Raw genomic sequence first — 14,000 nt, 5'->3', positions numbered from 1 at the left:
ATCGATCCCGATCTGCTAACCCCAAGCGATTCCGGGCCTTATGGATCGTCGGTATGGCACGTGCTGATGGTATTGCCCTACGCGTTTATTTACAGTGCCACCTTACCCTATATGTCTGTTCGTTTTATGGCATTATCATCCAAAACCAAATTACACCACATTGCCGCCTACATGACCCCAATGGCTTGCTTACTGAGCTTGGTACCTCTCGCAGGGCTTTATACCCGAGTTAAAGTACCTGGACTTGAAAACCCGGATCAGGCAATGCCGACATTTCTAACTACGTTTCTGTCGCCAACCGTCTCAGCAGTGGTTACGCTATTTATCCTCTTTGCGATGAAATCAACCACCAATTCGGTGTTACATTCTATCGCTGGCTCGGTGTCTCATGATCTTCGTCAGGCTATCTGGCCCAATTGTAAGCTCTCCGACAAATCTCTGTTGTATCTGAACCGTTTTGCCGTTTGGGTATTGGGCGGGGCGGGGTTCGTTATTATGTTATATGCGCCGCCGTTTATGCTGTCGATGCTGGCTATTTTAGGGTCAGGTACCCTGATGGCGGCTTTGGTTGCCCCGACACTATTAGCTCACTTTATTCCTTCTAATATCTATGCCGCGTTATTCTCTATCGTGATTGGTTTCGTGACAGGATGTATGCTTTTCCTTCATTTTGATCTTGGCTGGGTTGAAGCGCCAATGTACGCCTCAATATTGGCTTGTTTTTCTTATTGGGTTGTTGCCAAAGCATTTCAACTTCATTCTATAGAGCGCGATATTATTTCACGCTAATTTTATATAATAATGAATGAGTAACAGAAAATAATGGCTGGTAATTTTAAATACCAGCCATTATTAATAGGAAATATTACATATATTAAAGATTGCTTTCGGTGTTCGTCAGTTGATTTTGTAATTGTCCTTCAACAGAACGATGCTGGCCTATATTCTGCCGCATATCAATATGACGTGATCGATATTCTTTTGGCGTAAATTTTAGTAAGCATTTGAACTTAGAATTAAAATTCGATAATGAAGAAAACCCCACTTCTGCACCAATATGAGCAATACTCCAATCAGTGACCACTAAATAGCGTGCCGCCTGACGCACTCGTTGTTCAATAATATACTGGCGAAAAGTAATTCCCATATTGGCATGGAAAAATCGTGAGAAGGTACTTTCGGCCATATGTAATTGTTCGGCAACGAGTGAAACAGATAAAGGTTCAGCTAAATTATTGGCAATATACTTTAAAGCAATCTGAACCCGCTCTTCGATTCGCTGGCTATTTTTTATCTCAAAATTATCGGCGAGGAAGCTTGTTGTGGGTTGTACATGAGACAACTTATCAAGCAACCTCAGAAGGTTCAGCACCTGCGAAAATTCAAACGTGTTCTCAAGCATCTTTAAAAAGGTGTAGATTTCTGAATGTGCAGGGATATCAAACAACATACCGCTACGTGATTGATCTAACATTTTTTTTATATTGCTAAATTGCACGCTGTCAACAAATGTCTGCCCCAGTGCATTTAAACGAAAGTGTAGTTCATCACAGCCATGCTCAGCACTGTCTTCGAGGGGGCCTAATACTATACGGAAAGGATTAAACGGTGCGAGTAACACGAGCTGCCCTGGCTTAAGATCATAGTGTGACGTACCTAAGTGCAACGTACATTCACAGTGGCGTGGCCAGACCAGAATGTAATCGGCTGCAAAAATCATATGCTCTGTTTCTTCTACCTCTTGAATATCAAACATTAGAAATTCAGGTGTATTGGCTTTAACGCGCTGATACATATTCTTTCCCTCGCTGTACCTCCATGCATGGTCGCTTTAGACTAGGCTAAAGACCACATTGAAAATTTAGAAACGTGATATCAAACCACATAAACACCACCTATCAGTATGCTCGTGTGACATACGGATGATTTATGGTTTATTCATCTCGATGACAGGGCATTGATCACATTTTAACAAGGTTCAATAACCACCTATTTGCTATGTTGACAAATGAAAGCATGAATCAGCCATTTGTCAGCATTAAATGACTATATTTCGGCACCATAAGGCGGCATATTATAACCATTGAAGAGCAATAATATTCCAGGCTCATCAAGCATAAAGATTAAATCCATATCGTATTTATATGTAGGTATCAATCATCTGATTATTAATAAAAAATTAGAAAGAATTAAATGTAGCTATCAGACCTGCTTATATTTTCTGGAAAGATGGTTATTAATATACCTATTTAATTATTCATGTTAATTCTCTCGGAGATTATGAAATGAGTGTTTCCAACGATCTATATCCAAATGCTTCAGCGCCTATTGAAAGAAAAGATAGYGGCGTTCCATATGTTCGTCCTGGCCTCCATGTTGAATCTTATAATGACTTCGATCCTCTACGTCATGTAATTGTTGGTATTGCCGATAACCAACATATTCCAGAGGCATGCCCGGCAAGTAATGAGAAAATTCCAGCTGAYTCACCKATGCGTGGAGGAAAAGCAGGGCGCCGGACTCAAGAGTCTATTGATCGTGCAAATGAATGTTTAAACGGTTTTGCCAATACCTTGGAAGATCGTGGAATTATTGTCGACCGTCCGGGAGCGGTTGATTGGAACGAACGTATTACTACGCCAGATTTTTCCATCAGCTCTGGTTTTGGTGTCATGCCTCCACGAGATTGCCTGTTAACCATGGGTAAAAGCATACTGATGGCACCGATGAGTTTCCGTAGCCGTTATTTTGAATATCTCGCTTATGTTGATTTAATGCGCGAATATTTCGAATCAGATCCTGAATGCTTAATTGAACAAGCGCCACGTCCCCGTCTTTCAGATGATAGCTTCCGCATGGATTATGTTGCAGCTTATGAACATCTTTCTGATGCAGAAACCATGGCGCGTTCGCTGCGTAAAGAATACAGCACCAAAGAGACCGATATTCTGTTTGATGCCGCKGATGTTATGCGCTTAGGTAAAGATATCTTTGTTCAGCATGGATTGACAACGAACCTGGCCGGTATTCGCTGGATCAAACGTCGTTATGAACCTCAGGGCTATCGTGTTCATACTTTAAGCTTTGAAGATAACCACCCAATTCATATTGATGCAACATTCTGCCCGCTTCGCCCGGGACTCATGCTGCTTAACCCCAATCGCCCATTGTTCAAAGGCCAGCGTGAAATCTTTGAAAAGAATGACTGGGAAATTGTTGAAGCGGTTAACCCTGCTTGGGATAACCCACCGGCGCTATGTTACTCAAGCACATGGCTATCAATGAATACACTGATCCTTGACCATAAAACAGTGTGTGTCGAAGCATCGGAAAAACCCCAGCAAGAGCAGTTTGATAAGCTTGGTTTCGATGTTGTTCCTGTTGATTTGCGTGACGCTTATGCCTTTGGCGGCGGCCTACACTGTGCAACTGCAGATGTATGGCGTGAAGGTACGTGTGAAGATTACTTCCCTAATCAATTTGCAGGCGCGCACGATATCAGCCACTGGGAATACTAATAAATTATAAAGCGTCTCCTTTAGGATATTCAATTGGATGGGAATAATCCTAAATATCGACAGAATCCGGGATCAATTTTGGTTCCGGACTTTCAGATTGTGCTTCAAACTGAAGTGGTGCGCTCTGTTCAGTAGCATGGTTGTTCAATTAAAATTAATGATTTTAAATTAGTTAAATTATGCTTTATTTGTGTATTTCATGGCGTTGAAAATCTCGTTGAATATAACAACAGTTCGGCCTTGAAATTCGCATGAAACGTCAAAGAGCCGATAATATTTTTTAACACAAACGATCCCTCCACGTTTAATTCCTATATTTATTGAGCTGCTGGTCGGGGCTATGTTGACTCAACCGGACTTTATCAATGAAGCCGGGCTTGCTGGTTATGGCATACTTCTGTCAGTCTTCCCATCACTGACTGCGGGTTTCTACGGTCTGAAAAACTACGGCGTACTATACACAGCATGGGGCATCAGTGGCTTTATCGGCCCGGTCGTTGCTGCAGTCGCGATGGATACAACAGGTACCTATACCCTAGGTTATACAGTGTCTGCAGTCATGGTTGGCATCGCACTCATCCTAGCATTTATTACTAAGCCTGTTGATGCTGCTGCACTAGAAGAGAAACTAGCACAAAATTAATCCTATTATCTGTTCGATAGCGCCCACCTTGTTACAGTGTCACACTTTTCGGTCACCCATAAGCCGTTGCCTAGCTGGGGTTATCCACCATTTCTATCTTGGGTGGGCGTGTGACATTTTTAGGTTTTGTCGCAAACTGGAGTGGTGAGTTATGATCTCCGTCACCACTCACCACTCACCACTTCTAGCTCAACAACCCTGAAGGTTTATCTGTTTGGGAGCAGTTGTACGCGTTGGCAGCCTAATTGTATCTGAAAATCAGTGTGCTTGTACTTCAGCATAACTTTGCGACAAAACCTTAAATTGTTATATCAAGCAAGAATATGCTTTTCCAATATTCGATAAATGCTTATTCGGTATTCACTCAGTGCTATTCATACTGTTTAATATCACACTTATCTGTTTGAGCAGTGGTGCTTTGTGACATCAGGAGAGAAAATAACGGTAAGTTAGTTAGAGGTAGATATGATGTGTCAGCGTGTTATAGCGAATACACCTAAGTTTTTGCTGTTTGATTTACAGCCGGCTGAGGAAACGGAGCACCTGCTTTTTTGTGCCGATTATGTGTTAGTCTGGCCCCGCAATACAGGATGTACTCTTTATTTAGGAGCCTCTAGTCACCGCCTTTCACCTGGTCAGCTAGTTCTGCTGGCGCCATTTTTACCCCACCGCTTTGAATTTGAGCCGCCAAGGAATGCTGCTGGGGCGCAATGCGATGTACTGCATTTTCGCCTTAACGCACTGGGGCAAACATTTACCGATAGTATTCAATTTAGCGATATTAAACAGATGCTTGAAAAAGCACGTGGTGGATCTTTGTTCGATATTTGTTCTGATTCAAGTGTAAACAATTACCTTAAGGCGGTTGTAAATAATTATGAATTTACTCAGGTGCTTAATTTGCTCTATTTATTGGAAGGTCTCTCAAAGCAAAACAATAGTTTCTTGACAGATTGTGATTTTGACGTGGTTGATAGCCAGCGGATAGAAGATAAAGTGCGTGTGGCATTAAAATACATTGAGGACAATTTGGCCGAACCGCTTTCAGTTACTATGGTGGCGAACCAACTCCACATGGCAGATAGTACCTTCTCACGCTTCTTTCATGCCAACCTGGGTGTGACATTCCGACAATATCTAATTGAGCAACGGGTCCGTCAGGCAGCACGTTACTTGGTTACAACCGACTGGGGTATCGCGCATATCGGAGCAGAGGTGGGTTTTTCTTCTTTGTCTAATTTTAATGCCAAGTTCAAAAGCATAATCCGAGTGACTCCGCGTGAATACCGAGCTAGCCACCTGAATAAGCAGCACTATCTTGCCAATTACCGCAGTGTGGTAGGGCAGTTGCAAAACCAATTGGCCTGATGCAGCATGGTAGTCAAGTAAAATTGGCCATGGTTTGTGTTCTAACCAATACAACTGCTCTGACTCATTTTGGGTTAATCCGCTATTGTATTGATGAGGTCTGGTCTGGCTGTAATATCCAACCAGAGAATGGTTTTGTCGCAAGCTGGAGCAGTAAGTTATGATATCCGTCATCACTCACTACTTCTCGCACAATGACTATCCTTTTTTCAGGCCGCCACTTTCCGTCAGACATCATCCTTCAATTGGTTCGGTATTATCTCTCTTACAAATTGAGTTATCGTGAAATTGAAGAAATCTAAGCAGAACGAGGTATCAATGTTGAACACTCAACATTGAACCGCTGGTGATTAATGGAAGTCATTGCAATGCGCTTCACTGCAGTGCTCATCTGTTCACAAACTAAATCCATCGGCAGTAATCAGCAAGTAACCAGCAGTTTTTGGCTAGTTATCTTCCTACCCGTGATTCAATATAAGTTCCAACAAGCTGCTTTTTATTGTTTATCTATATTGGGTGACTGATGTGGATCAACAAAAAAAGATGAAGGATAATATCAATAAAAATCAGATGGATAAGTGCGGCACTAATTGTTCAATTATGGTCGAAGTCTATCCGTTTTTATCAGTATATTGTGATCTTGTATAAGGGATAAAGATGCTTACTGGATATTGGTCTGTCGACGTGTTTATTATTGCCAACCTGTTGCTATGGGGTATTGTGGCCGTCATTTTTGGCTATCAACATACGACGGGCGGTGGAATGCTCAATGACCAATCAAATAATAACGATCGAAGAGGTTAGTTATGAATACCAAAACATTAGGTTATAGCACCATGATTGTATCGGCAGCCCTGATGGGCTGTGTCGGATTGTTTGCSCGTAATATCAACACCAGCGGCGATGTTATCGCCTTTACCCGAATGACGGTAGGTGCCATTTGTGTCTTTGCTCTGATGTTTCATCAGAGGAAAACCATGCTCATCAAGTCAACCAAATTAACACCGTCAGTTATTGCCAGCGGGGCTTGTTTAGGGCTTTGTTTAGCGGCCTATGTTTCATCAACGCAGCATACAACACTGGCCAATGCGGTATTCCTTATTTATACCGGCCCCGTATTCTCAACCATACTGGCGGCTATTTTCCTGAAGGAAAAAATTTCAAAACTTACAGGCGGCTTACTAACCGCTGTTTTCATCGGCTGTTTATTCATTATCGGGATCATTAATTATGACTCGACAAATGGCTTAACCGTGTCACTTTCCTTTTCAAAAGAGAATTTTATTGGTGACATGTTAGGTYTGGCATCCGGGGTTGGCTACGGTCTGTATYTGTTCTTYAGCCGCTACCGTACCGATGTCAGCTCTGATTCTCGTTCATTCTATAACTTCTTATTTGGTGCGRTTGCCATTGCACTTTGCTTTACCGTTAACCCACCGTCACTCGCKAAGATGGATACCAGCTCTTGGGTGTGGTTGATCTCGATGGGCATTTTCATTGGTTTTGGCGCGTTGTCACTCCTTACCATTGCCGCTAAGCATCTGAAAGCTGCCGAGCTTGCTTGTGTCTCTTACTTTGAAACCGTTGTTGGTGCGGGTATTGGTATCAGCATGTTTGGCGAATCACTTACTGGGTTGCAAACGTTGGGAGGGATCCTTGTCATCGGCGGYGGTATGGGTGAAATCGTGMTAWCGATGGYKAAAAAGCACAGCAATGCGAAACAAGCTAAAGCCACCACCCAACAATAACCACGGAGGTTACGATGGCCATCTTATTAAACTGGGCGCTGCTAATTGCCACTGTGATCATCATGATCGGCTTAGCACTGTACAGTAACAAGATTGTGCATTCKAGTAAGGGTGAAGGTGGTTTTCTATTGGCAGCCAACAGYTTGGGGCCCTTCATTGGAGGGGCCACCATCGTGGCGACAGGCTTTTCTGGCTGGGGMTTTATGGGCTCGCCAGGYGTTGCCTATAAATACGGTGCCATCGAGCTGCTTGGCAACTTCTTTTTTGCCCCTGCAATGGTTTTTGCTGTTCTGTTCTGCGCCCGTTTTCTTCACCAAAAAGCGCAGCAGATAGGCAGCTTAACGCTACCGGAATACATCGCCCGCAGTCATGATGGACCAGACTCTGTCAAACGAATCACCCAAGCCTTCGTGGCGGTAATTACCATCATACTGCTGTTGGTCTTTCTGGTCGGTCAAATCAAAGCATTAGGGCTGTTAGCGGGTCCCTGGCTCGGTATCGATCACAATACGGCATCGCTGTTAATGATCGTAATAATTGTTGTTTATACCTCAATTGGCGGGTTAGCTGCGGTCGCATTTACCGATGCTTTTATGGTTGTCGGGATGTGCATTTCGGCACTGGTTATTGTCTGGACAATTTTTTCTGATATGCCTGTTGCTGAGCTRTTAGATARCCTTAATGCKATCGATCCCGATCTGCTAACCCCAAGCGATTCCGGGCCTTATGGATCGTCGGTATGGCACGTGCTGATGGTATTGCCCTACGCGTTTATTTACAGTGCCACCTTACCCTATATGTCTGTTCGTTTTATGGCATTATCATCCAAAACCAAATTACATCACATGGCCGCTTACATGACCCCAATGGCTTGCTTACTGAGCTTGGTACCTATCGCAGGGCTTTATACCCGAGTTAAAGTACCTGGACTTGAAAACCCGGATCAGGCAATGCCGATATTTTTAACCACCTTCCTGTCGCCAACCGTCTCAGCGGTGGTTACTTTATTTATTCTCTTTGCGATGAAATCAACCACCAATTCGGTCTTACACTCGATTGCCGGCTCGGTGTCTCATGATCTTCGTCAGGCTATCTGGCCCAATTGTAAGCTCTCCGATAAATCTCTGTTGTATCTGAACCGTTTTGCCGTTTGGGTATTGGGCGGAGCGGGTTTCGTTATTATGTTATATGCGCCGCCGTTTATGCTGTCGATGTTGGCTATTTTAGGGTCAGGTACCCTGATGGCGGCTTTGGTTGCCCCGACACTATTGGCTCATTTTATCCCTTCTAATATCTATGCCGCGTTATTCTCTATCGTGATTGGTTTCGTGACAGGGTGTATGCTTTTCCTTCATTTTGATCTTGGCTGGGTTGAAGCGCCAATGTACGCCTCAATATTGGCTTGTTTTTCTTATTGGGTTGTTGCCAAAGCATTTCAACTTCATCCTATAGAGCGCGATATTATTTCACGCTAATTTTATATAATAATGAATGAGTAACAGAAAATAATGGCTGGGAATTTTAAATACCAGCCATTATTAATGAAGACTTACTTAATTACCACTGAACCTCAGCTAGCTTAAGAAGGCGCTGAGGCATCGGTGCAGTTTGAATACTTGAAAATATTAGCTGTTCAAACATATTATACCCAAACAACTTCAAGATGCCGTGTTCAGCGAGAATTCAGTGGCTTTTAGGCTAGGCAGTCATATGAGCGAATAGTGGTTCTATTTGGAGTATGACTAACGCAGTATAAAAGCCACTGAAACTCGCCCCTTGGGAGCTCCTCTAGAAACTCACTTCCGCGCAAAATGTGCTTAAAAGGGGATGCCATTCCTACACACATTTCGCTTGAATTGAATTCCCAGAGGAAGCTCTGAATCATGCATCTTGAAGTAGTTTGGGTATATCTAAATTAAGCCGTCGATTAAACTTAAAACAGAATTCAGCAAGATAACGCGACAAGTACTTTTTGGGGCTTAATGTAATGAACCATCACAGCCCATAACGTACCGCGAGGCTATGATTATGATCTTCATCAACATTCATCACTTCCAATATTATGACCATCAAATTCACAGGCCATCAGTTTTCACTTCATCCTTGTTCAACAGACCTTGGCTATGCGCCTGCCAGTGACAGGGATGACTGGCACAGGAACATATAGAGTCCGGTACCCGCCATAATGCTCAGCAGGGCATTGCCGCGCCAGATGTGCAGAGCCACCACCAGGGCAAGCGCCAGCAATTCCGCCGGGCCATCGGTGAACGCGGTAAAGCGAAGATCGCGGAAACAGTAGATCAGCAACAGCACCATCATCACCGGCGGCAGGTAACGCCCCAGGTAGAGCAACATCGGATGGTCGCTGATCTTGTACAGCAGAATAAACGACAGAGCCCGGGTCATAAAGGTCGCGACCGCCATCACCGCGATAAACAGCAACAAGTAGTGGGTATCTTGCATCTATACAGATCCCTGTGCGATCGCCTCGGTCGGCTTTTGTTCCCGGCGAAACACCAGTAGGACGATAATGGACAACAGGATAGACATCAGCAGCATATTGTCCCGACTGAACAGCCAGATCGACAAGAAAGCCACGGCTCCCGCCATCACAAAGGTCCGGGACTCGCGGACCGCCTTGTACTGCTCAATCGCCAACACCATAAACAACGCCGGAAGGGTAAAATCGAGCCCTGTGGTATCAACGGTCATATTGGCCCCCAGAATGGCGCCGAGGGTCGAGCCGAGCACCCAATAGCTATGATCCAATGCGGTGATCAACAGATAAAAGTCGGTCTCATCTTTATCTTCGGGCGGCCGCGTGCCGGTCAGCAACGAATAGGTCTCGTCGGTCAACCCGAAGATCAGGTAAAACTTGCGCCACCAGTTGGTCTTGAACTTGTTGATCAGGGAGATCCCGTAAAACACATGGCGAGAATTCAACAGCAAGGTTGTGATCGCCACTTCCATAAAACCGGCGTGGTTGGCCAGCAGCCCAATCGCCATAAACTGACCGGCGCCAGCGTAGATCACCGTCGCCATCAGCGTGGCGTAGATCCAGTGAAACCCAAGCTCGTTGAACAGGATCCCAAACGCTATCCCCAGTGGGATGTAACCGAACAGGACGGGGACGGTCGTCTTGAAGGCCGTCAGCAAAAGAGGCTTATTCATTCAAAATATATCTCCTATCCTCCATCAGCTCCCAGCCCATACACGGAAACTGACGCTATATCCGTTGGCAACGGAGAACATTCTGGTGGGATAAATTCATTGTTTGTAGTTGTTAATCAAGATGTCACTCAGCTTTCAGGCTTCTGCTTATGTCAAAAACTTAGTACCGATGCTTTTACCGTCAAACAGCGCAGCCAGTTTTTCCGGGTAACGCCAAGTCGCCACTTCTATCGGCCGACCCAATGCTTTGGCTGCATCAAAGGCCGCCCGCACTTTCACCACCATACCGTCTGTGATCACCCCGGCTTCAATCAAGACTTCAGAGTCCTGTTCGGTCAGCTGTGGCAGCAGCTTGCTTTTACCATCAAGCACCCCGCTGACATCTGATAGCAGCACTAGCTCGGCATCCAGGGCTGACGCCACCGCCACCGCTGCTTGATCGGCATTGACATTCATCAGCTGTCCCTCAGAATCCAAGCCAATCGAGCTAATGATCGGAACAAAACCGGCAGTCATGATCTGCTTCACCAGTTCCCCGTCACCCGCCGTGGCCTTACCGACCGCACCCAATTCAGGGTTAAGCTCAGTTACCTCGCACAAACCGCCATCCGCCAAACTCAGGCCTACCGCCGCCACGCCTGCTTTCATCGCCTGCCCCTGTAGCAATTTGTTGGCCGTGCCCGCCAGTGCGCCCGCAACAAAAGGGATCTGATCTTTTGGTGTCACCCTCAGCCCTTCTTTTTTTACGGTTTCAAACCGCAGTTTCTGCATTAGTTCATCCACCAGGTAACCACCACCATGCACCAACACTAAAGGGCGCCCGGTACCAGCTTGATATTGGCTGATCGTTGCAAATAGTTTCTCCAGTGTGTTGGCACAGGACAGAACTGCGCCACCTAATTTAATCACTAACGGGATCTGAATCATTCTTTCTGCTCCTATATCAGTGCGGTTAACTGCGGGAAACCGTGGCGAATATTTATGCACTGCATCGCTTGGCTTGATGCACCTTTCAGCAAGTTATCAATCGCTGATGTTAAAATAATGTGTTGGTTTTGTACCTTCCAGCCAATATCGCAAAAGCAGGTATTAGTAACACTTTGAATACTGGCGGTTTGCTCACCTAACAGCCTGACTACCTCTTGCTCGGCATAGGCATTCTGCATCACCTCTGCCACCTGAGCTGCAGTCACGCCCTCAGCCAGCTTGGCAGTAATGGTGGCCAGAATGCCGCGTTTGAAGTTGCCCAGGTGTGGGGTAAAGATGATATCACACCCTAGGTGATGGGCGATTTCCGGTTGATGACGGTGGTTGAAAACCCCATAAGCTTGCAGGCTGATCTCGCAAAAGCTGTTGACCTTGGTTGCCTTGCGCCCAGCACCGGACACGCCGCTCACGGCATTAATGATTGGCCATTGGTTGCAATCAAGCAGGCCTGCTTCAATCAGGGGCTTAAGCGCCAGCTGAGAAGCGGTTGGATAGCACCCAGGAACGGCGATCAGTTGGGCAGTTTTGATTTGTTCGCTGTTCCACTCCGCTAGTCCATACACCGCTTTCGACAGCCACTCAGGATGCTGATGGTTAAAGCCATAATAACCAGTATAGAAGTCATCACTCGGCACCCGGAATGCACCAGACAAATCAAACACGGTGCAGCCCTGAGCGAGGAATACAGGGGCCAGGTTATGGCTGACTTCATGCGCCGTGGCCAGTAACACTACATCCGCCCGCTTCGCAGCTTCTACCGGATCTGATAAAGGTTGCAGAGGTAAATCCACCACGCCTTTAAGCTGGCCGTGCAGAGTACTTATTGGCTTATTGGCATCAAGGCTGTTGGCCGATACATACAGGCCTGCCAGCTCAAGTTGAGGGTGCTTGATAACCATTTGGGCCAGTTCTGCGCCTGTGTAGCCGCTCGCACCTATAATCAGTGTGTTCAACATAAGAAATTCCGTTTTTTGCTGCTTTGGTGTTTAAAAAGGGTTCGGGTTACTTAATCTCGGCTTAATGTCAGGAGCAAAGTGTTTCCATTTAAATTCGTGGTTGGTCATTGAGGGAAGCAGATACGCCAAACGACTATTGCTCAAAACACACTTCTAGCGCCACTTCATCACATACATGCTGTCGCGTACAACGCTCGCAATCTTTCATGATTTTTTCAGGCAACAGGACGCGTGACGTTAAAATAAACCCTTGCTTCTTAAAGAATTCTGGAACTCTGGTCAGCACAAAAACTTTTTGAATTGCCATTTGTCTGGCTTTTTCCACCAAGTGATCCACGAGCGCTTTGCCTTGGCCTCTTCGTTGTGCTCCGGGATAAACTCCCAATGAACGAATTTCAGCTAATCGCGAATCATAAGCGTGTAAAGAGGCACATCCTGTCACCCCCTCCGGTGCTTCAAAAACCACAAAAGATCCAATGTCACGTACAATTTCATGTTGCTCACGGGGTAAGTTTTCACCTAATTCAGCCCAGTACTGCACCATGCTTTCAATAGCATCAAGATCTGCCAGGCATGCGGATCTTACTTTGATATCCGCTGAATAATATTCAGCTTCTCTGCCAACGGCATTGCTACTCTGGCGAGACCCTGCAAGGGTTGAAGAGGGAGGTATAATCACTTGTGATGCAATTGAGGGTTCTGATGGCGGTACATAGCAGTGATCGGCTAGACCAATAATAGCCTGCTTTTGTGATTTGGTATCATTCCCGGGACTTGCGACTGTCTTTGCCATGCTCTGATCCTCTCAATTAACATATTAAGTTGTGTCAGTGCTATAAGGAGTCCCGGGATACTCATGCAGTGATGACTTTATATTAGAAATATTGAAATCAAAGTACTAGCTAAAAGCTGCCATTATTATGCCAATTTCTGCTTGGTTTATTCACTGTAGTCGCCAACAGAAGCACGACCAAAACTGCGTCATAGAATACGCCAACCAAATCAATTGAATTTTGATGCGGTATAGTGCGTTTTTGTATTGAAAACTTGTTCTATATCTTGATGTTACAGAAGTATGAAGAATATTAAGTGGGATTTCGACCTGAAATATAGCTAAATACCCCAAAGAAGAACTTTCGCTGAGGTACGATGCCTGAACTCACCAAAATTAGTGCCCTTTGAAGGCGTCATCTAATAAGCCTCCGGCTTTGCCGGAGGTCATTTAACTATATCATAAGAGCTTTTTCATTCTCTGTAGAACATTTAAACTCAAGAGAGTCGATTACTGACCTAATGTTGCTACCATGATTGCTTTGATAGTGTGCAGACGGTTTTCAGCTTCATCGAATACGACAGAGTGCTTAGATTCAACCACTTCGTTTGTTACTTCAACGCCGTCTTTTAGTACTGGGTATTCTTGAGCAAGCTCTTTACCAACAACAGTGTCTTCACCGTGGAATGCAGGTAGGCAGTGCATGAATTTAACATGTGGGTTGCCAGTTGCTTTTAGCATTTCCATGTTTACTTGGTAAGGCATCATTAGGTTGATACGCTCAGCCCATGCTTCTTTCGCTTCACCCATTGATACCCATACGTCAGTGTATAGGAA

At 45.1% G+C, this 14,000-nt stretch carries 11 protein-coding genes and 4 pseudogenes; 8 read left to right on the top strand and 7 right to left on the bottom strand.

Annotated elements, in window-relative coordinates:
- Positions 1 to 789: sodium:solute symporter family transporter (locus L4D76_RS27520; protein ID WP_428444025.1), on the top strand; the 789-nt coding region annotated here is incomplete at its 5' end.
- 85 nt (positions 790 to 874) lie between these two features.
- On the opposite strand, the gene L4D76_RS27515 is transcribed toward L4D76_RS27520, so the two are convergent.
- On the bottom strand, positions 875 to 1,795 hold the full coding sequence (locus tag L4D76_RS27515; RefSeq protein WP_428444024.1) for a helix-turn-helix transcriptional regulator: 921 nt from the start codon (positions 1,793 to 1,795) through the stop codon (positions 875 to 877).
- 490 nt (positions 1,796 to 2,285) lie between these two features.
- Here L4D76_RS27515 and L4D76_RS27510 point away from each other — a divergent pair, with 490 nt between their 5' ends.
- The 7 genes and pseudogenes from L4D76_RS27510 (at position 2,286) to L4D76_RS27480 (ending at position 8,752) form a co-directional block, all read left to right on the top strand.
- Positions 2,286 to 3,518, top strand: a complete 1,233-nt coding sequence (locus L4D76_RS27510; protein ID WP_428444023.1) for a serine/threonine protein kinase — start codon at positions 2,286 to 2,288, stop codon at positions 3,516 to 3,518.
- Positions 3,519 to 3,900: 382 nt separating this feature from the next.
- Positions 3,901 to 4,161: pseudogene (locus tag L4D76_RS27505) on the top strand (L-lactate MFS transporter); the annotation flags it as partial.
- 504 nt (positions 4,162 to 4,665) lie between these two features.
- Positions 4,666 to 5,529, top strand: coding sequence for a helix-turn-helix domain-containing protein (locus tag L4D76_RS27500; RefSeq protein ID WP_428444022.1), 864 nt, complete (start codon positions 4,666 to 4,668; stop codon positions 5,527 to 5,529).
- Between the two features lie 194 nt (positions 5,530 to 5,723).
- Positions 5,724 to 5,828, top strand: a pseudogene (locus L4D76_RS27495) (IS6 family transposase); the annotation flags it as partial.
- A gap of 358 nt (positions 5,829 to 6,186) precedes the next feature.
- Positions 6,187 to 6,333 carry a hypothetical protein gene (locus L4D76_RS27490; protein ID WP_428444021.1) on the top strand — a complete coding sequence of 49 codons (147 nt, stop codon included), beginning with the start codon at positions 6,187 to 6,189 and terminating at the stop codon, positions 6,331 to 6,333.
- Positions 6,334 to 6,335: 2 nt separating this feature from the next.
- Positions 6,336 to 7,277, top strand: coding sequence for a DMT family transporter (locus L4D76_RS27485; RefSeq protein WP_428444020.1), 942 nt, complete (start codon positions 6,336 to 6,338; stop codon positions 7,275 to 7,277).
- 14 nt (positions 7,278 to 7,291) lie between these two features.
- Complete coding sequence (locus tag L4D76_RS27480; protein ID WP_428444019.1) at positions 7,292 to 8,752, top strand: sodium:solute symporter family protein; 1,461 nt, start codon at positions 7,292 to 7,294, stop codon at positions 8,750 to 8,752.
- Positions 8,753 to 9,398: 646 nt separating this feature from the next.
- Here L4D76_RS27480 and L4D76_RS27475 read toward each other — a convergent pair.
- The 6 genes and pseudogenes from L4D76_RS27475 to L4D76_RS27450 all read right to left on the bottom strand — a co-directional run.
- The gene (locus L4D76_RS27475) at positions 9,399 to 9,740 is read right to left on the bottom strand and encodes a branched-chain amino acid transporter permease (protein WP_428444018.1); all 342 of its coding nucleotides are present in this window, start codon (positions 9,738 to 9,740) and stop codon (positions 9,399 to 9,401) included.
- Positions 9,741 to 10,448, bottom strand: a complete 708-nt coding sequence (locus tag L4D76_RS27470) for an AzlC family ABC transporter permease (RefSeq protein ID WP_428444017.1) — start codon at positions 10,446 to 10,448, stop codon at positions 9,741 to 9,743.
- Positions 10,449 to 10,595: 147 nt separating this feature from the next.
- On the bottom strand, positions 10,596 to 11,375 hold the full coding sequence (gene argB, locus L4D76_RS27465) for an acetylglutamate kinase (RefSeq protein WP_428444016.1): 780 nt from the start codon (positions 11,373 to 11,375) through the stop codon (positions 10,596 to 10,598).
- Positions 11,376 to 11,386: 11 nt separating this feature from the next.
- The gene (gene argC / locus L4D76_RS27460; RefSeq protein ID WP_428444015.1) at positions 11,387 to 12,391 is read right to left on the bottom strand and encodes an N-acetyl-gamma-glutamyl-phosphate reductase; all 1,005 of its coding nucleotides are present in this window, start codon (positions 12,389 to 12,391) and stop codon (positions 11,387 to 11,389) included.
- A 133-nt stretch (positions 12,392 to 12,524) separates the two neighbouring features.
- Positions 12,525 to 12,989, bottom strand: a pseudogene (locus L4D76_RS27455) (GNAT family N-acetyltransferase); the annotation flags it as partial.
- A 684-nt stretch (positions 12,990 to 13,673) separates the two neighbouring features.
- Positions 13,674 to 14,000 (bottom strand): annotated as a pseudogene (locus L4D76_RS27450) (ornithine carbamoyltransferase); the annotation flags it as partial.

The organism is Photobacterium sagamiensis (genome assembly GCF_050337085.1).
Lineage (GTDB): Bacteria > Pseudomonadota > Gammaproteobacteria > Enterobacterales > Vibrionaceae > Photobacterium > Photobacterium sagamiensis.
Note: the sequence above shows the minus strand (reverse complement) of the source record. Positions and strands in the feature narration are given on the sequence as shown.

Coding starts and splice junctions, on each gene's coding strand:
- L4D76_RS27515 (WP_428444024.1), bottom strand. CDS start 1,795: ATGTATCAGCGCGTTAAAGCCAATACACCTGAATTTCTAATGTTTGAT.
- L4D76_RS27490 (WP_428444021.1), top strand. CDS start 6,187: ATGCTTACTGGATATTGGTCTGTCGACGTGTTTATTATTGCCAACCTG.
- L4D76_RS27475 (WP_428444018.1), bottom strand. CDS start 9,740: ATGCAAGATACCCACTACTTGTTGCTGTTTATCGCGGTGATGGCGGTC.
- L4D76_RS27470 (WP_428444017.1), bottom strand. CDS start 10,448: ATGAATAAGCCTCTTTTGCTGACGGCCTTCAAGACGACCGTCCCCGTC.
- argB (WP_428444016.1), bottom strand. CDS start 11,375: ATGATTCAGATCCCGTTAGTGATTAAATTAGGTGGCGCAGTTCTGTCC.
- argC (WP_428444015.1), bottom strand. CDS start 12,391: ATGTTGAACACACTGATTATAGGTGCGAGCGGCTACACAGGCGCAGAA.